General features: G+C 58.4%; 15 protein-coding genes. 12 read left to right on the forward strand and 3 right to left on the reverse strand.

Going from position 1 to position 17,345, the window contains the following annotated elements:
• The first annotated feature begins 118 nt into the window (after window positions 1-118).
• The 12 genes from recR (at window position 119) to M3P88_RS06750 (ending at window position 13,126) form a co-directional block, all read left to right on the forward strand.
• Window positions 119-715, forward strand: coding sequence for a recombination mediator RecR (recR, locus tag M3P88_RS06695; protein ID WP_249615267.1), 597 nt, complete (start codon window positions 119-121; stop codon window positions 713-715).
• 206 nt (window positions 716-921) lie between these two features.
• Window positions 922-1,101, forward strand: coding sequence for a hypothetical protein (locus tag M3P88_RS06700; protein ID WP_249615268.1), 180 nt, complete (start codon window positions 922-924; stop codon window positions 1,099-1,101).
• A gap of 152 nt (window positions 1,102-1,253) precedes the next feature.
• Window positions 1,254-4,211: a bifunctional diguanylate cyclase/phosphodiesterase gene (locus M3P88_RS06705; protein ID WP_249615269.1), complete on the forward strand. Its 2,958-nt coding sequence runs from the start codon at window positions 1,254-1,256 to the stop codon at window positions 4,209-4,211.
• Between the two features lie 80 nt (window positions 4,212-4,291).
• Complete coding sequence (locus M3P88_RS06710) at window positions 4,292-5,506, forward strand: MFS transporter (protein ID WP_249615270.1); 1,215 nt, start codon at window positions 4,292-4,294, stop codon at window positions 5,504-5,506.
• Window positions 5,507-5,779: 273 nt separating this feature from the next.
• Window positions 5,780-6,853 carry a prephenate dehydratase gene (gene pheA, locus M3P88_RS06715; RefSeq protein ID WP_249615271.1) on the forward strand — a complete coding sequence of 358 codons (1,074 nt, stop codon included), beginning with the start codon at window positions 5,780-5,782 and terminating at the stop codon, window positions 6,851-6,853.
• A 70-nt stretch (window positions 6,854-6,923) separates the two neighbouring features.
• On the forward strand, window positions 6,924-7,514 hold the full coding sequence (locus tag M3P88_RS06720) for an LOG family protein (RefSeq protein WP_249615272.1): 591 nt from the start codon (window positions 6,924-6,926) through the stop codon (window positions 7,512-7,514).
• Between the two features lie 52 nt (window positions 7,515-7,566).
• Window positions 7,567-8,664 (forward strand): histidinol-phosphate transaminase, encoded by a 1,098-nt coding sequence (gene hisC, locus M3P88_RS06725; RefSeq protein WP_249615273.1) that lies wholly within the window; start codon window positions 7,567-7,569, stop codon window positions 8,662-8,664.
• Window positions 8,665-8,704: 40 nt separating this feature from the next.
• Window positions 8,705-9,721 (forward strand): 3-deoxy-7-phosphoheptulonate synthase, encoded by a 1,017-nt coding sequence (gene aroF, locus M3P88_RS06730; RefSeq protein WP_249615274.1) that lies wholly within the window; start codon window positions 8,705-8,707, stop codon window positions 9,719-9,721.
• 12 nt (window positions 9,722-9,733) lie between these two features.
• On the forward strand, window positions 9,734-10,177 hold the full coding sequence (locus M3P88_RS06735; RefSeq protein WP_249615275.1) for an OsmC family protein: 444 nt from the start codon (window positions 9,734-9,736) through the stop codon (window positions 10,175-10,177).
• A 195-nt stretch (window positions 10,178-10,372) separates the two neighbouring features.
• The gene (locus M3P88_RS06740) at window positions 10,373-11,320 is read left to right on the forward strand and encodes a DMT family transporter (protein ID WP_249615276.1); all 948 of its coding nucleotides are present in this window, start codon (window positions 10,373-10,375) and stop codon (window positions 11,318-11,320) included.
• 65 nt (window positions 11,321-11,385) lie between these two features.
• Window positions 11,386-12,114 (forward strand): pseudouridine synthase, encoded by a 729-nt coding sequence (locus tag M3P88_RS06745; RefSeq protein WP_249615277.1) that lies wholly within the window; start codon window positions 11,386-11,388, stop codon window positions 12,112-12,114.
• Window positions 12,115-12,133: 19 nt separating this feature from the next.
• Window positions 12,134-13,126, forward strand: a complete 993-nt coding sequence (locus M3P88_RS06750) for a hypothetical protein (protein WP_249615278.1) — start codon at window positions 12,134-12,136, stop codon at window positions 13,124-13,126.
• On the opposite strand, the gene M3P88_RS06755 is transcribed toward M3P88_RS06750, so the two are convergent.
• The 3 genes from M3P88_RS06755 to M3P88_RS06765 form a co-directional block, all read right to left on the reverse strand.
• Window positions 13,123-14,310: an alkaline phosphatase family protein gene (locus M3P88_RS06755; protein WP_249615279.1), complete on the reverse strand. Its 1,188-nt coding sequence runs from the start codon at window positions 14,308-14,310 to the stop codon at window positions 13,123-13,125. The two genes, M3P88_RS06750 and M3P88_RS06755, sit on opposite strands and share 4 nt — an antisense overlap.
• Window positions 14,311-14,401: 91 nt before the next feature.
• Window positions 14,402-15,721, reverse strand: a complete 1,320-nt coding sequence (locus M3P88_RS06760; protein ID WP_124734515.1) for a DEAD/DEAH box helicase — start codon at window positions 15,719-15,721, stop codon at window positions 14,402-14,404.
• Between the two features lie 435 nt (window positions 15,722-16,156).
• Window positions 16,157-17,317, reverse strand: a complete 1,161-nt coding sequence (locus M3P88_RS06765; RefSeq protein ID WP_249615280.1) for a pyridoxal phosphate-dependent aminotransferase — start codon at window positions 17,315-17,317, stop codon at window positions 16,157-16,159.
• Between the last annotated feature and the right edge of the window lie 28 nt (window positions 17,318-17,345).

The following is a 17,345-nucleotide window of genomic DNA, read 5'->3' on the forward strand; positions in this document are numbered from 1 at the left end:
GGCGGCGGAGTCGGGGATTTCGTTGCCTGCCCTTTGTTGTGCCGGCTGTAGGCCACCGCGGTGCCTTGCCTGCTGCCGCGTATGCGGATCCCCGAACCCTTATCCCGGATCCCTTCTTATGAAAAACCCGCCCGCTCTCGACCATCTGATTGCCGCCCTTAAAGTGTTGCCCGGTGTCGGCCCCAAATCGGCACAGCGTATGGCCTACCATTTGCTGCAGCGCGATCAGGAAGGGGCCGGGAAACTGGCGCGCGCCATCGACCGTGCGCTGACCCACCTGACCCATTGCGAACGCTGCAATACCTTTAGCGAAACGCCCTTGTGCAATCTGTGCAGCGACGCGGCGCGGCGCCAGGATTTGCTGTGTGTGGTGGAAATGCCCACCGACCAGCTGATGCTGGAGCAGGCGCAATGCTTTGACGGCTTGTATTTTGTGCTGATGGGGCGGGTGTCGCCGATGGAGGGCTTGGGACCGCGCGAGGCCAATCTGGACCGCTTGCTGGTGCGGGCGCAGGATGGCGTGGTCGAGGAAGTGGTCATTGCCACTAACTTCACCGCCGAAGGCGAGGTCACTGCGCATATGATTAGCGAGCTGCTGAAGGCGCGCGGTATTCGGGTTAGCCGCATTGCCCGCGGCATGCCGGTGGGCGGAGAGCTGGAACATATCGATCTGGGCACGCTGGCGCAGGCGGTCTATGAACGCCGTAGTGTCTGATTTGCCACACTTCATACCTATGGCGAGTGTCCGGCTATGGTCTGTTGTTTTGCCCGCATGTATTAATTTTGGGTGATAACAGGCTTTTTCTGTCTTTACACCCTTGTGTCCATGCTGGTTTGTGCGATGATGATGCAACGCCGCAAGCGTTATGCATCACTGGAAAGCTGCAGCAATTCATCTTGAATCAGCGTACAGGAGCCAGCATGAATCGAAGTCTGTTTCTGATGGAAAGGGATCGCATCAATGCGATGCGTGCCATTCGTAACCGTGCGGTAGGTGGACCGGTACGCTGTACCGAGCAGGACAGGCTGCGCAATGATGCCAGAAAAGAGATCGAATCCCGGCGCTGGGACAATGAAATGGGCCTCAAACACGACCGCTGATCAAGCGGTCTTTTTTTGAGTCCGCATCCAGAGGGGAGTGGGCTTATCGGGGGTTAAAGAGACACAAAAATGCTTATTAATTGCTAATTGACCGGTAATTAATGATAATTGCATTTTGCGACGTATCTTGATTGCTCTTGCAGGAGCACCCCATGAGCCACCCTGTCCAACCCCATCAAGCGACGGCCTCCCATCACGCATTGTGGAACGCGGCTTTACCCGTTTATGGCTGGCCTGCCGGTGCAAAGCTGGCGCTGGCGCTCACGGTTTTACTGGCCTGTGGCCAGGCCTTACCTGCGTTAAAATTTTTCCCCTCGCCGCTACATTATTTGCCGCTGCATAGCGGCCTCGAGTTTTTCTCCATGGCGGTGTCCGTTATGGTGTTTTCTCTGGCTTGGAGCTTGCGCTACGAGGGGAGCAACAGCAACCGAATGATATTAGGCGTGGGGTTTCTTGCTGTCTGCCTGATCGACTTTGGCCATATGCTCTCTTATGCCGGTATGCCTGAGCTGATTACCCCTAGCGGGGCGGAGAAAGCGATTAATTTTTGGCTGGCTGGGCGTTATGTGGCTGCCCTTGTCTTGCTGTATGTGGCATTGCGGCGAGATAGGCACTGGTCTGAGCCCACTTGTTATGCGGCGCTCGCTGCGGCCTGTGCATTCGTGCTTGGTGTCTGGTTTATCGGTTTGCTGCGTAGCGAATGGCTGCCGCGCACTTTTATTGCCGGGCAAGGGCTGACGGATTTCAAGATCGGCAGCGAGTATGTGTTGGCATTGCTGTATGGCAGTGCCGCTGTCTTATTGCTGCGCCGGGGGGTGCGCACGCGTAAAAAAGGCCCGCAGCTGCTGGCTGCCGCGGCCTGGATACAGGCGCTGGCCGAATTGTTTTTCACCTTGTATGGCGACGTGACCGATCTGTTCAATTTGTTGGGTCATGTCTACAAGGTGCTGGCTTATCTGATGGTGTATCGCGCGATCTACACCTCGGGCATCAGTGCGCCTTACCGTCAGCTGGATATCGAGCGTGTACGTCTGCGCACCTTACTGGCAACGCTTCCCGAGCCGGTGTGGCTGAAGGATGCCGACGGCTATTACCTGGCCTGCAATCACGCATTTGAGCGCTTTTTTGGCGCGCGTGAAGCCGACATTATCGGTAAGACGGATTACGATTTTGTCAGCATGGAACAGGCTGATTTTTTTCGGCGACAAGATCATGCTGCCATGCAAGCGGGTGGCCGGAGCCGGAACGAAGAGCAGCTGACATTTGCTGTTGGTGGCTATCAGGGTGTATTCGAAACCAGCAAGACGCCGATGTATGCATCCGATGGTGCACTCATAGGCGTGCTTGGCGTGGCACATGATATTACCGAGCGCAAACAGGCAGAAATCCTGTTGCAGGATAGTGAAAAACATTTTCGCACGCTGGCCAATAGTGGCAGCGCCCTGATCTGGACGTCGGACCGGACGCAATTGCTGAATTATTTCAACGAGCCCTGGTTGCGTTTTACCGGGCGCACGCTTGAGCAGGAACTGGGTTTGGGTTGGCTGTCTGGGGTACACCCCGATGATGTTGCTGCCTGTTCGGAAGCGGGGCGTTCAGCCTTTGTCCTGCGCAAAGCCTTTAGCCGGGAATATCGTTTGCGCCATGCCGATGGCAGCTATCGCTGGGTGCGTGACGAGGGCAGCCCGCGCTACGATAGTCAGGATAACTTTCTGGGCTATCTCGGATTTTGCTGGGATATGACCGAGTACAAGCTGGCAACGGAAAAAATCGAGCAACTGGCTTTTTACGACGCGCTGACCCAATTGCCTAACCGGCGTCTGATGCTTGACCGTTTGGCGCAAGCACTCGCGGCTTGTGCCCGTTATCAGCGTCAAAGCGCTTTGCTGGTGATGGATCTGGATAACTTCAAGATGGTCAATGACAGCATGGGGCATGCCGCCGGCGATCAGTTGCTGCTTGAAGTTGCCACCCGTTTGCGTAGCGCGCTGCGCGAGTGCGATACCGTCGCCCGCTTGGGTGGAGACGAGTTTGTCGTGATTTTGCCGGATCTGGAGGGGCGTTTGCCTGCACGTCAGGCGGCAGAGGCCGTGGCACAGAAACTACTGGATCGTGTGAATGAGCCTTATGTTTTGGCGCTGGATGAGGCCGGCAGCATGCGGATGCATCAGTGTTCAGCCAGCATGGGTGTGGTGCTGTTTGATGATGCATCGTTATCGGTCGATGAGCTTTTAAAGCGCGCGGATGCTGCGCTTTATCATGTCAAGTCCAGCGGGCGTAATGCCCTGAGTTTTTTCGATGCCAATATGCAGCAGGTGATTGCCAGGCAGAGTCAGCTTGAGCAGGGTTTGCGCCGGGCGCTGGAAGAAGGCCAATTCGAGCTTTACTACCAGCCACAGGTTGATATGCAAGGCCGCATACAGGGAGCCGAGGCGCTGATTCGTTGGCACCATCCCGAGCGTGGCTTGGTGTCGCCAAATGATTTCATTCCACTGGCTGAGCAAAGCGGGCTGATTATTCCTATCGGCTTATGGGTGCTGGAAAGCGCCTGCCTGCAATTGGCCCGTTGGGCGCGCAACCCGCCATTGTCTGGCTTGTCGCTGTCGGTGAATGTCAGCTCTTGCCAGTTCAGTCATCCCGATTTTGTCGAGCAGGTACTGGCGCTGGTGGGTAAGCATGCAGTGTGCGCGCAGCGGCTGAAGCTTGAATTGACCGAGAGTCTGGTGCTAGACAATGCCGAAGAGGTGGTCAGCCGTATGCATGCACTGAAGGCGTATGGCATAGGTCTGTCGCTGGATGACTTCGGTACCGGTTATTCCTCATTGTCCTATCTGAAAAATCTGCCGCTTGACCAGCTCAAGATAGACCGCTCATTTGTCAGTGATTTGCTTACTGATCCGACCGATCTTGTGATTGTGTGTGCCATGCTGGCGCTGGGGCGTAGTCTGGAAATTGGTGTGATTGCAGAGGGCGTGGAAACGGTAGATCAGCGCGACTTGCTGGCCTCATCCGGCTGTCTGGTCTATCAGGGTTATCTGTTTAGCCCGCCGCTGCCCCTGACACAGTTTGAACAGTTGGCGTGCCGGCCGGCCTGTCTTGTTGTGGATTGATGCGGGTGTTGGAATTGTCCGGCCTGTTCTTGAAAGGAAGTGCGCCATGCTGCGTGGTATTGATATAAACAGGAGGGCGCATGGATAGACCCATCGTCCGTTTGCTGCTGGCTTGTGGTGTGATTGTGTCGCTGAGTATGGGTATACGTCACGGCTTTGGCTTTTTTCTGCCGCCATTGACACAGGAATTTGGCTGGGGGCGTGAAGCGTTTGCGTTTGCCATCGGCTTGCAAAATCTGGTGTGGGGGTTGGCGCAGCCTTTTGCCGGCGCGCTGGCCGACCGCCATGGCCCGGGCCGGGTACTGACTGCCGGTGCGTTGCTCTATGCCTTGGGCCTGTCGCTGATGACGCTGTCCGCCACACCGGGCTTGTTTGCCGGTTCTGCCGGCCTGGTACTGGGGCTGGCCTTGTCCTGTACCACGTATAGCGTGGTTTTTGGCGTGGTTGGCCGTATCGTGCCGGCAGCCTACCGTTCACGCGCGATGGGGCTGACCGCAGCAGCCGGCTCTTTCGGCCAGTTTGCCATGGTGCCGGCCACACTGGGCTTGATAGACGGCTTGGGCTGGTTGCCGGCACTGCTGATTCTGGCGGCCATGAGTTTGCTGATTCTGCCTTTTGTGCGCATACCGGCGGCAATGGATGCCAAACGCCCGCTCAGGGCGAGTGGCTCGATACTGAGCGGTATGGTGCGGGTGTTTACGCTGGCATGGCAGGAGAAGGGCTTTCGCCTGTTAATGGTCGGCTACTTTGTCTGCGGTTTTCAGGTGGTGTTTATTGGAGTGCATCTGCCGGCCTATCTGAAAGATCACGGCCTGTCCGGTGCGACCGCCAGTCTGGCGCTGGCTTTGATTGGCCTGTTTAATATCTTCGGTACCTTTACTGCCGGCGAGTTGGGTTCGCGGCGAAGCAAACCACACTTGTTGGCCGGTATTTATTTCACCCGCGCCATCGTGATCGGACTGTTTTTGCTGTTTCCGCTGTCCACCCTGTCGGTCTCGCTGTTTGCCGCCGCGATCGGGTTTTTATGGCTGTCTACCGTGCCCTTGACCAATGGCTTGATTGCCACCCAGTTTGGCGTGCAGCATCTGGGCATGCTCTCCGGTGCGGTGTTTTTATCGCACCAAGTCGGCAGTTTTCTCGGCGTCTGGCTGGGCGGGCTGGTGTACGACATGAGCGGCAGCTATCTGCCGGTATGGCTGATAGCCATGGCGCTGGGCGTGGTGGCTGGGCTGGCCAGTCTGCCGATACGTGAGCAGCCATCGCGCGTGATGCAGCAAGCAGAGGCCGCAGGGTGAAGCCTGTCTTGTGCGTGGGGGCGTGTGTGCTGCTGGCTTTGCTGTTTTTCGCCTATTTACAGCCGGCATTTATCATCGATGCCGCCAATGTGATTGCCACGTGTGGTTAGCAGCAGGGATGGGATGTGCCCTTGTCAGGTGGGATATAGCGGGATATAGCCGGAAATGGCGGTGAGGGCCGCGCTTTTATGGCCATGGCGCTTGCGACAGTCGTCCATCTCGCACACACTTATGCCATCGGTAAACCGTAGTTTGTGATTGTGAAAGAGTCATGTGTCAGACCATCTACTAAAACAGCATCGCGATGCGATCGATGCGATCGATGTCGAAATCCTCCATTTGCTTAACCAGCGTGCACTGCATGCGCGCGAGATCGGTGAAATCAAGGGCGGAGGCGTAATCTACCGGCCCGAGCGCGAAGCACAGGTTCTGCGGCGCATTCAGGATCTGAATCCGGGTCCGCTGCCGGACGAGGCCGTGGCGCGCCTGTTTCGCGAAGTCATGTCCGAGTGTCTGGCGCTGGAAAAGCCTTTGTCCATCGCTTTTCTCGGGCCAGAGGGGACGTTTAGCCAGTTGGCGGCGACCAAGCATTTCGGCCATGGTGCCCATGTGGTGGCCTGCGCTTCCATCGACGAGGCATTCCGCATGGTGGAAGCGCGCACCCTCGACTATGTGGTCGCGCCGGTGGAAAACTCGACCGAAGGTGCGGTCGGACGCACGCTGGACTTGATGGTGACGACCCCGCTCAAAATTTGCGGCGAGGTCGTGCTGCGCATTCACCATCACCTGTTGCGCCAAACGCCGGGTCTGGCCGGCATCCGCCGCGTTTATTCGCATGCCCAGTCGCTGGCCCAGTGTCACGAATGGCTGAACAAAAACCTGCCGCCCGAGGTTGAGCGGGTATCGGTTGCCAGTAATGCAGAGGCGGCGCGTCTGGCCAGTCTGGACCCGACTGCCGCGGCTATTGCCGGGCAGGCTGCGGCCGAGCGCTTCAATCTGGAGAAACTGGCGGGCAGCATAGAAGACGAACCCAATAACACGACGCGGTTTCTGGTCTTGGGTTTTCAGGATGTGGGTGCAACCGGCAAGGACAGAACCTCCATCGTGGTGTCTGCACCCAACCGCCCCGGTGCGGTGCACCAGTTGCTGGCACCGATTGCCGCCAGCGGCGTATCGATGAGCAAGTTCGAGTCGCGTCCTTCGCGCGCCGGGCTGTGGGATTATGTGTTTTTTATCGATCTGGAAGGGCATTGCAGCGAACCCCATGTCGCTCAAGCGCTGGAAGCACTGCGCGCATGCGCATCCTACGTCAAGCTGCTGGGTTCTTATCCGCAAGCGGTGATCTGAGCAGCCGCGTTTTATCCAGGCTCTTGCATCCAGCCAGGCGCAAGAGCCTGCCAATTTTCAAGTGGTGTACATGAAATCTATTCAATCGATTTGCCTGTTTTGCGGTTCGCGCCATGGCGAGCGTCCCGAATATGCCGAGGCTGCCCGTGCATTCGGCGCGGAGCTGGCCAAGCGCGGCATTACCCTGGTGTATGGTGGCGGCAATGTCGGGCTGATGGGGGTGGCTGCCGATGCCTGTCTGGCAGGTGGCGGCAAGGTCATCGGCGTGATTCCCGAATTTTTGAAGTCCAAGGAAGTGGCCCATCTGGGGCTGACCGAGTTGCATATCACCGACAGCATGCATGCGCGCAAAGCTAAAATGGCCGAGCTGTCCGATGCCTTTATTGCCTTGCCCGGCGGCTTTGGTACGTTTGACGAACTGTTTGAAATCCTGACCTGGGCGCAACTGGGGGTACACGACAAGCCGGTCGGCCTGTTGAATGTGGCCGGCTTTTTCGACCCGCTGTTAGCCATGACCCGGCATGCGGTGGATGAGGGCTTTGCCCGCCCGGAAAATTTGTCGCTGTTTGCCGCTGAAAAACATCTGCCTGAGTTATTGCATGCGCTGGAAAACCATCAGCCGCATCACACGCTTAAATGGGTGGACGCCAAGAAAGGTTAAAGCACCTCGCCGTCCGTGCGGGGGCTCACAATCATCAACAAGGAAAACCATCATGAATCTGGCTGAACGCGCCCCCGACTATATCCGTGCCATTGCGCCTTATCAGGCCGGCAAGCCCATTTCCGAACTGGCACGCGAGATGGGGCTGGATGAGGCGGCCATCGTCAAGCTGGCTTCCAATGAAAACCCGCTGGGTTTGCCGCCCAAGGCGCGTGCAGCGCTGGAGGCGGCGCTGTCCGATTTGGCGCGCTATCCGGACGGTAACGGTTTTGCGCTGAAAGCGGCCATCGCCGAACGCTTTGCCCTTGCGCAGGATCAGGTGCTGCTGGGTAACGGCTCCAACGATATTCTCGAACTGGTTGCGCGCACCTTTTTGCGTCCCGGCGACTCGGTGGTGTTCTCCGAATACGCTTTTGCCGTCTATCCCTTGGTGACGCAGGCGACCGGTGCGCGCGCCATTGAGGTCAAGGCGCGCGACTACGGGCACGATCTGGACGCGATGCTGGCGGCGATCGAGCCGTCGACCCGGCTGGTGTTTATCGCCAACCCCAATAATCCGACCGGTACGCTGATCAAGCCCGGTGCCTTGCTTGAGTTTCTCGAAGCCGTACCCGAACAGGTGATGGTGGTGCTGGACGAGGCTTATACCGAGTATCTGGCACCCGAATTGCGCGCCGATGTGATTGGCTTTCTTGCCCGTTTCCCCAACTTGCTGGTGTCGCGCACCTTTTCCAAGGCCTATGGTTTGGCCGGCCTGCGCGTTGGCTTTGCGCTGGCCAGCGCCGACATCGTCGCCATGATCAACCGCGTGCGCCAGCCGTTTAATGTGAATAGTCTGGCACAAGCCGCAGCGGTCGCCGCGCTGGATGATGCGGATTTTCTGGCGCGGGCGGTGGCGCTGAACCGTCAGGGCATGGCGCAGCTGACTGCGGCGCTGGCGCGGCTGGATTTGCCCTATATCCCGTCGTTTGCCAACTTCGTGACCTTCCATGTGGGCGACGCTGCGGCGCTGAACCACTATTTCCTGCGCCACGGCGTGATTGTGCGTCCGCTCGCGTCTTACAACATGAAAAACAGCTTGCGCGTGAGCATCGGGCTGGAAGCAGAAAATGCCCGCTTTATCGAAGTACTGGAAGCCGCGCTACGCTAGGCGCAGACTTGGACTTTATGGATAAAGAGGGAGGGAACACATGATTATCGTAATGGCCCGCGGTGCGGGTGAGGCCGCCATTGCCGCCGTGGTGGGCAAGATCCGCGCCCACGGCCTGTCCGAGCATGTGTCGCGCGGCACCGAGCGCACCATTATCGGTGCGGTGGGGGACGAGCGGGTATTGTCGGCCGATATGTTCGAACTGATGGACGGGGTCGAGCGCGCCATGCGTGTGCTCAAGGACTACCGCCTGGTCGCGCGCGAGGTGCATGGCAGCGACAGTATCGTGCATGTGCGCGGCATTCCCTTCGGCGGCAAACAGCTGCAGCTGATTGCCGGGCCCTGCTCGGTCGAAACCGCGGCGCAAATGGATGCGGCCGCAAGTGCCGTCAAGGCATCGGGTGCGCGTCTGTTGCGCGGCGGGGCCTTCAAGCCGCGCTCCAGTCCGTACAGCTTTCAGGGCCTGGGTGTGGCCGGCCTGGATTTGCTGCTGGAGGCAGGGCGCGCGCATGGCTTGCCGGTGGTCACCGAGTTGATGGATGTGCGCCAGCTGGACACTTTTCTCGAGTACGACGTCGATGTAATCCAGATCGGTGCGCGCAATATGCAGAATTTCGACCTGCTAAAAGAGGTCGGGCGCATCAATAAGCCGGTGGTGCTTAAGCGCGGCATGGCGGCGACGGTCAATGAGTGGCTGATGGCGGCCGAATACATTGCCGCCGGCGGCAACCACAATATTATCTTCTGCGAACGCGGTATTCGAAGCTTCGAGCCGGCCTGCCGCAATATGCTGGATGTGTCGGCTATTGCGCTACTGAAGCGCGAAACCCATCTGCCGGTGATCGCCGACCCCAGTCACGCTGGCGGCAAGGCGTGGATGGTGCCGGCGCTCTCTATGGCGGCACTGGCTGCCGGTGCCGACGGCCTGATGATAGAAGTGCACCCGCAGCCGGCCGAAGCCTTGTGCGATGCCGATCAGGCACTGGATCCGCAAGCGTTTGCCCAACTGATGCAGCAACTGGCTGTGCTGGCCCCGGCTTTGGGGCGTGAACTGTAAAGGGGAGTCAAGATGGCAGGAGCGCTGAATGTATCACTGCAGCAAGTCGAGCATTACCGTTTTGCCAACGCGTTCGGTCATGGAGCGCCGGTGTTGATGACTGACGAGCCGCCCCCTCTGGGAGAGGATAGCGGCCCTTCGCCATCGCAGCTGCTGGTCGCGGCAGCGGCCAATTGCCTGTGTGCCAGCCTGCTGTTTGCCTTTGGCAAGTTCAAGCAGGATGTTGCGCCCTTGAGCGCCGAGGCCAGTTGCGTGCTGGGGCGTAATGCAGAGCAGCGTCTGCGCATCGAATCGATCGCCGTCACACTGAAACTGGGCAAACCGGCGGCAACGCTTGCTCAGCTAGAACGGGTATTGGCCAGTTTCGAGAACTATTGCACGGTGACCCAGAGCATACGGCAGGGCATCACGGTAGACGTGGTGGTGCTGGATGTGGATGGCTCCCGGCTGAAATAGTGGTGGGGTCGATGGGGTCTGGCGTGGGAATGCCGGTGTTTGGTGGTTAATTTTACAAAATTGATGAATAGGGCAACTTATAGCTAAGTTTCTATTTATTCGTGCAATAAAATTAATATTTTTTGCATTATTTTGATTAAGGTGGAATTGGCAGGCAGTTAAAATGCAGCTACCGCTTTATTCGATGATGATGCTATGCCTGCGACCCCTTGCGTCTTGTCCCGCCTGACTTACCCCATGCTGGTGCTGTCCATTTTGATGTGGTCGAGCAACTTCATTGTCGGGCGCGCACTGGGGGGCAGTATTGGGCCATTTACGTTGGCTTTTGCCCGCTGGATGCTGGCGCTTTTGTGTCTGCTGCCTTTTGCCTTGCCTCGTTTGCGCCAGAGTTGGCCGCTTGTCCGCGCACAGTGGCGGGTGTTGTTGATGCTGGGTCTGACCGGGATTGCCCTGACCAATACGCTGCTGTATATCGCTTTGCGTCATACCCCCGCCACCAATGCGGTGGTGCTCAATAGCCTGACGCCGGTCTTGGTGCTGGTGCTCGGTGCCGTGCTCAGTCGCCAGCGTCTGACACGCAAGCAGCTAGCCGGCATGTTGCTAGCTTTGGGCGGGGCGCTGGTGATTGTGCTGCGCGGAAACTGGCATGCCTTGCTGGATTTTCACTTGGGCATCGGCGATGTGGGGGTGTTGGGCGCCGGTCTGTGCTGGGCTTGTTATACGGTAGGCTTGCGTAAGCTTAAGCCCGGCATTCCCGCCGTGCTGCAGATGACGATTTTGTTTGCCATCGGTGTGGTGCTGTTACTGCCTTTTGCCGGCTATGAGTGGTATCGCGGCCAGAGCCTGCCTGCGGCCGGCACGGGCACGCTATTGGCGCTAATCTATCTTGGCGTTTTTCCGTCCATTCTGGCTTTTCTGATGTACAACCGCGCCATTGCCGAGATCGGCAGTGCACGTGCGGCCAGCTTTCTTTATCTGATGCCTGCATTCGGCGCCCTGTTGTCCATTCTGTTGCTGGGGGAGGCGGTGTATGCCTACCACGTGCTGGGGCTGGCGACCATCTTCGCCGGTATTGCTGTCAGCGCGCTGCCGGATGGGGTTTATCGCCGTTTCCTGTTTGAAGTCGGGCGCAAAGCGGCGTGATGCCTTACAATGAGCTACTTTGTAACGGGCGGCCTTGAGCCGCCCTTTTCAGTTGGAGTGGTTTCATGGAATCTGTCCGTATATCCAAGCGCCTTGCCGAACTCGGGCTGTGTTCGCGCCGTGAGGCAGACAGCTATATAGAGCAGGGCTGGGTCAAGGTGGACGGGCAAGTCGCCGTGCTTGGGCAAAAAGTGCTTGCCGGTCAGCGTATCGATCTGGATAAGCGTGCCAGTCAAGCGCAGGCGCGCCGGGTCACGGTGCTACTGAATAAGCCCATCGGTTATGTGTCCGGTCAGGCAGAAGACGGCTACGAGCCGGCCTCGGTCCTGATTACGCCGGACAATCAGTGGAAGGGCGACCAGAGCGGTATCCGCTTTGCCCGCGAGCATCTGAAAGGGCTGGCGCCGGCCGGACGTCTGGATATCGACTCCATTGGTTTGCTGGTGCTCACGCAAGATGGCGTGGTGGCCAAACATCTGATCGGGGAAAATTCTTCGGTTGATAAAGAGTATCTGGTACGGGTGTCCGGCGCCTTGTCGGCACAGGGTCTCGCGCTGCTGAATCACGGGCTGGAGCTTGATGGCAAGAAGCTGCTGCCGGCGCAGGTTGCCTGGCAAAATGAAGACCAGTTGCGTTTCGTGTTGCGCGAAGGCAAGAAGCGGCAGATTCGCCGCATGTGCGAGCTGGTGGGCTTGCGGGTGATCGGCCTGAAACGGGTACGTATCGGCAAGGTTATGTTGGGCGATTTGCCGGTAGGCAAGTGGCGTTATCTGGCGGCTGGCGAGAAGTTCTGATTGGGATGGGGTAGGTAAAATGAGCAAGCTGTGGCAATGGATCATGAATATCCTGGGTTTGGGGCACGAGCAGCGCGAGCTGGAGGTTTACTACCAGACGCTGGTGCAGGTGGCTGAACCCAAAATAGAATTATTGCCCGGCTGGCGCGACCGCCTGAAAACAGGCGTTGTGCATTCGCGAGCCTATGCCGAGACCCTGGCCGGCAGTCTTGCCCCCGCGCTGGACTTGTCGCCGCAAGGCTATAACGTTGATCGCCGCGTGGGGCTCTTGTTTGCCACACCGGATGTTTTGCTTGGCGTGCTCGATGGCAGCAAGGCCTTGCGCGAGTATTTCCTGCATGCAAGCCATGGCGATGAAGCCTATGCCTTGCTGGTGATGCAGTGCTACCAGAAGCGCCATTTCGGTAGTGCTTTGCGCAATGGCCAGTTGCTGGATGATGTGGCGCAGACGGTGGTCAGTTTTGGCGGACACCGCCTGGTCGGTATTTGCAATAGCGAACCCGGTTTGCGTGAGGAGGCGGTGCAGCGGGCGTTTCATGCTCTCGCGGCCGTGGCGGCGCGGCGTATCGCCTTGCAAGTCGGGCGCTTGCAGAGTCTGAGTACGGAAAAAACCCAGGTTGAGCTTAAGCTGGCGACCCTGGCGGGTAAGGCAGTGGTGGTGGATGCTACGCCAGGAAATGAGCGCCTGCCTGACTCGCGCTCCGAGTTGCTGGCCTATCTTGCCGAGATCGATCAGGAGTTGGCTGAGCTGGCGCCAATAGCGACGCTGGAGGGCAAGCTGGAGGCTGTGAAACGGGTCAGCAATGCGCCGGAGCAATATCTGGCGGTACGCAATGAACAGTTGCTGCTTGACCGTATGGGCGTCGTGCGCTCGCCCGGTGATGGCGAAGACGGTATTGCCCTGAGTATGGAAACGGTAACCTTTGGCCGTATCGAGCCGATGGAGCGGGTCATCGTGCCGGTGCGTATCACCCGCCAAGCTTTGAAAGCCTGGCGCGAGCGTCTGACTTAAAGATCGATACGGATCAGCGGTACCGTCATTTCTTCGCGGCTTACGCCGCCATGGGCGCCTTGCAGACAGACAGTCTTCTCGCCTTGCAAGGTGTCGCGCAAGGTATAGCCCGGTTTCATGACGAGCACCGCATCGCCGATGCGGCTCGCCAGCGCCGGGTGGTAGGGCGCCGGGCCGAATACGCCGGCCTCTATCAATTCTTTACCCCTGAGTACCCAAGCCTTATCGGCCAATTCTTCGCGTGCCAGTTCGATAAATGCCCCGGCTTCTGCGTCGTGGGTGTGGCAAAAGCGTACCCGTCCTTCGCCGGATAGTGGCCGGCACAACTTGCCGCGCAGCTTGGCGGAGAGCTGCTCCCACTGCAGGCGCTGGTTTTTGGGCGTGCTGGTAAAGCCATGGTCAGCGGTGATAATCAGCGTCATCGGCCGGCTACGCTTGCGCTGGCAAAAGCGTTCTATCTCTTCGTCTAGCAGATTGAAACTGCGGCTGATGGCCCAGTCGTTAGGCCCGACATCATGCATTTCATGATCCAGTTGGGCGGTATAGGCATAGATAAAGCCGGGTTTTGCTTGTTGGGTGCCGAGTTCATGCAGTTGTTCGAATAGCTGGCCCCAGTGGGTGTGGCCGATACGTTTGGCGCGCCCGGTATGGTGGATGCTATACGGCGAGTGAATCAGGCGTTGCGGCAGCAGGGCATAGGCCGGGCGCTGGATCTGATCGAACCATGAGCGCGCCTGAAATAAATGTTTTGCCAGTGTCTGCGGGCTTTGCCGGGTGTTTTCGCTATAGCGGGTCGTCAGCGGCAGTGGCAGGACAATGGATTGGCTGTCTGCATCCCACATTTCCCAGCCGCTGAGTCCGTGCTGCGCAGGTGCTGCACCCGTTTGCAAGGTGGTGATGGCACTGGCCGTGGTCGAAGGAAAGACCGAAGTCAGTGTGCCTTGCTGATGGGCGCGCAAAAACGAGTGCGGGCCGTGACGCGCCAGCTGGCTGTCGCCCATGCCGTCAACGACCAAGAGCACCATATCGCGCTCATCAGCCTGCAGATCGGCAAGTGCGGTGCCGGACAAAGGCGGATGCAAGGCGGGAGCCCCCAGCGCATGGGCCAGTGAAGCGACCAGATTGGTCAGGCAGTGGCCGGTGTAGTCGGGCCAGTGGCATTCGTCGGAGAGCAGGCGAATCATAGGCGACGCAGCTTTAGAAGGGGGTTGTTGCCGTATTGGCTGGCATTCAGGCAAAAAAACGGCATCCGAAGATGCCGTTTTTAATGCGCTATCAGTCGTTGTAGGAGCGACGTTCGCTGCCGCCGCTACCCGGACGACGGTCGCCTTCGCGACGCGGGCCACCACGGCTGGCACCGTTGCCGCTACCTGGGCGACGGTCGCCGTAGCTGTTGCCTGCACCCGGGCCGCCACGACGCTGCTGGGTGTGACGCTTAGGACCACCTTTTGGCGGACGACGGGTCGGTTCCATGCCTTCGATCACGCCTTCAGTGATCTGACGCTTCAGATACTGTTCGATGCGACGTACGCGGTGGAACTCTTTCGACTCGGCGATGGTGATGGCAACGCCATCACGACCGGCACGACCGGTACGGCCGATACGGTGCACATAGTCTTCCGCCTGCTTTGGCAGATCGTAGTTGATTACGTGGGTGATGGTCGGTACATCGATACCACGGGCTGCGACGTCGGTCGCTACCAGAACCTTGATGCGACCGCGACGCAGGTCGTTCAAGGTACGGTTACGCCAGCTTTGCGGCATGTCGCCGTGCAGGCAGGCTGCCTGATAGCCTTTGTCGGACAGCTTGTCGGCCAGCTCTTCCGAACCAATCTTGGTTGCGGTGAAAATCACCAACTGGTCAAAGCCGGCTTCTTTCATGATGTGGTCGAGCAGACGTTCCTTGTGACGGTTGTCGTCTGCGTACAGCAGATGCTCTTCGATATTGCCGCCGGTTTCGGTGCGGGCAACTTCAATGCGCTGCGGATCGCGGGTCAGCTTGCGTGCCAGATTGCCGACGGTGCCATCCAGCGTAGCCGAGAACAGTACGGTCTGGCGTGCAGCCGGCGTCGCGGCCACGATGGTTTCGATATCTTCGATAAAGCCCATGTCCAGCATGCGGTCGGCTTCGTCCAGTACCAGCATTTCCAGACGCGAGAAGTCGATGCGGCCCGAGCGCATGTGATCCATCAGGCGGCCTGGCGTGGCGACCATCAGGTCGATAGGACGGGTCATGGCGCGGATCTGGAAACCGAATGGCGAGCCGCCAACCAGGCAGACCGTACGCAACCAGCGCAGGTTTTTGCCGTATTCCAGGGCATTTTTTTCAACCTGCTGGGCCAGTTCGCGGGTTGGGGTCAGTACCAGTACGCGCGGGCCATTGCTCTTGACGTCGGTGCGCTGGGTCATTTTGGTCAGGGCAGGCAGCAAGAAGGCTGCGGTCTTGCCCGAGCCGGTCTGTGCGGAAACCAGCAGATCCTTGCCGGCGATGGCGGCAGGGATGGCTTCAAGCTGAACTTGAGTCGGGTCGGTGTAACCTGCGTCGTCAAGTGCGCTCAGAATGGAGGGGTCAATACCCAGTTCGGAAAACTTCATATTATCCTTTCGTGCCGGATGTCCGGCGTGCAGTGCCTGTAGGTTGGCGCTTATTCGGCCCGATGCGAAATCACAACTCTGGGGGCCGTACATCATCGGCACTAACCAGGCAAAGCGGCGAACAGCGGTCCGTACGAAAGGACATGGCAAGGTCGAAGCTTAATAACGGTCAGGGACGATGAAACTATGCATCCGGAGCCGGCAATGGAGCGGCAGGCCCGGCGGTGATGTGAGGGGCGCAAGATACGCGAAAATACTTGATCTTGCAAGTGTGTTTTGCAAATAAGGGTGGCTAAGTAATTGATTTTCTATCAGGCCTTGGTCAGGTTGAGAAAAATTTCTAACGCATGGCCGGTGATAGGCTGTTTGACGTACGGGTCGTAAAAAAGGGCGACCAAGTCGCCCAAGGGAGGAGAAAATCAACGCGCTTGCCGTTCAGGCCAGATTTTGCTGGCGCAGGGTCTTGAGTGCCTGGACGAAGGCTTGCATTTCAGCCGGTGTGCCCAGCGTCAGGCGGTTCCAGCCATCGGTATGGTCGAATGGACGGCCCACCATAATATGCAGTTTTTTCATGTTCTCGCGATAGGCTGCGCTGCTGCTGTTTACGCGGTGGAAAATGAAGTTGGCGTGTGATGGCAGATAGGGCAGCTTCAATTCGTCCAGCGCCTGGGTCACAATCTTGCGCGACTGGGCGGTGGTGTTCAGGCTCTGGCGGATAAAGGCCGTATCTTGCAGCGAGGCATTGGCGGCGATGGCACCCGCCAGATTGGTGTTGTCGATGGAGGCCCAAGTGTCCAGACGGGCAATGATTTCCGGTGCGGCCAGACCGTAACCGATGCGCAGCCCTGCCAGCGCATAGATTTTGGAGAAGGTGCGAGCCACGACCAGGTTTTTCTTGCCGGCCTGTACCAGACGGTCGGCCGAAGCATAGCGCGGGTCGGTGACATACTCGTGGTAAGCCTCGTCCACGATAAAGAACACGCGCTCGGGTGCCGAGTTGATCCAGGCTTCGATATCGGCGGCCGGGGTGATGGTCGCGGTCGGGTTGTTCGGGTTGCACAAATAAACCACGCTCACGCCGGCAAACTTCTCGGTGGCTGCGCGCATGGCCTTCAAATCGATTGCCAGCGTATCTTTTTGCAGCTTCACCTTGGTAATGGTAGTGCCCATAGGCTCGGCATAAAGCTCGGCGTAGTTGAATGTCGGATCCGGGCACACCAGTTGGGTGCCTTTGCCGCAATAAGCATGAATCGCCATCTGGATAACTTCGGAGGAGCCGTTGCCCAGTGTCACTTGCTTGTCGCTCAGGCCGTTGCCCTTGGCCAGGGTGCTGATCAGCGCGGCACGGGCATCATCCGGGTAGCGAAAGGCAGCAGGCAATTCGCTGACGATGGCTGCTTGTGCCTTGGGTGACATGCCCAGGGAATTTTCGTTGAAGTTGAGTAGCAGGGGCGTCTTGGCGGAAGGGGTGATGACTGCGCTGCCCTGTGCTGCGGCTTGGGCGGGCGCCGCGATGGCGGCGCGCAAGGTGAGGGTAGAGAGTCCCAGCGCGCCCATAAACAGACCGGATGATTTAAGCAGTGTGCGGCGATCCATGTTTATCCCCTAATTTCTCAGAAATGAT

Source organism: Craterilacuibacter sp. RT1T (assembly GCF_023502145.1).
Taxonomy (GTDB): Bacteria; Pseudomonadota; Gammaproteobacteria; order Burkholderiales; family Chromobacteriaceae; genus Craterilacuibacter.

Bases quoted from the DNA above. Each gene is read 5' to 3' on its own strand.
- recR (WP_249615267.1), top strand. From the start codon at position 119: ATGAAAAACCCGCCCGCTCTCGACCATCTGATTGCCGCCCTTAAAGTG.
- M3P88_RS06700 (WP_249615268.1), top strand. From the start codon at position 922: ATGAATCGAAGTCTGTTTCTGATGGAAAGGGATCGCATCAATGCGATG.
- M3P88_RS06705 (WP_249615269.1), top strand. From the start codon at position 1,254: ATGAGCCACCCTGTCCAACCCCATCAAGCGACGGCCTCCCATCACGCA.
- M3P88_RS06710 (WP_249615270.1), top strand. From the start codon at position 4,292: ATGGATAGACCCATCGTCCGTTTGCTGCTGGCTTGTGGTGTGATTGTG.
- M3P88_RS06720 (WP_249615272.1), top strand. From the start codon at position 6,924: ATGAAATCTATTCAATCGATTTGCCTGTTTTGCGGTTCGCGCCATGGC.
- hisC (WP_249615273.1), top strand. From the start codon at position 7,567: ATGAATCTGGCTGAACGCGCCCCCGACTATATCCGTGCCATTGCGCCT.
- aroF (WP_249615274.1), top strand. From the start codon at position 8,705: ATGATTATCGTAATGGCCCGCGGTGCGGGTGAGGCCGCCATTGCCGCC.
- M3P88_RS06735 (WP_249615275.1), top strand. From the start codon at position 9,734: ATGGCAGGAGCGCTGAATGTATCACTGCAGCAAGTCGAGCATTACCGT.
- M3P88_RS06740 (WP_249615276.1), top strand. From the start codon at position 10,373: ATGCCTGCGACCCCTTGCGTCTTGTCCCGCCTGACTTACCCCATGCTG.
- M3P88_RS06745 (WP_249615277.1), top strand. From the start codon at position 11,386: ATGGAATCTGTCCGTATATCCAAGCGCCTTGCCGAACTCGGGCTGTGT.
- M3P88_RS06750 (WP_249615278.1), top strand. From the start codon at position 12,134: ATGAGCAAGCTGTGGCAATGGATCATGAATATCCTGGGTTTGGGGCAC.
- M3P88_RS06755 (WP_249615279.1), bottom strand. From the start codon at position 14,310: ATGATTCGCCTGCTCTCCGACGAATGCCACTGGCCCGACTACACCGGC.
- M3P88_RS06760 (WP_124734515.1), bottom strand. From the start codon at position 15,721: ATGAAGTTTTCCGAACTGGGTATTGACCCCTCCATTCTGAGCGCACTT.
- M3P88_RS06765 (WP_249615280.1), bottom strand. From the start codon at position 17,317: ATGGATCGCCGCACACTGCTTAAATCATCCGGTCTGTTTATGGGCGCG.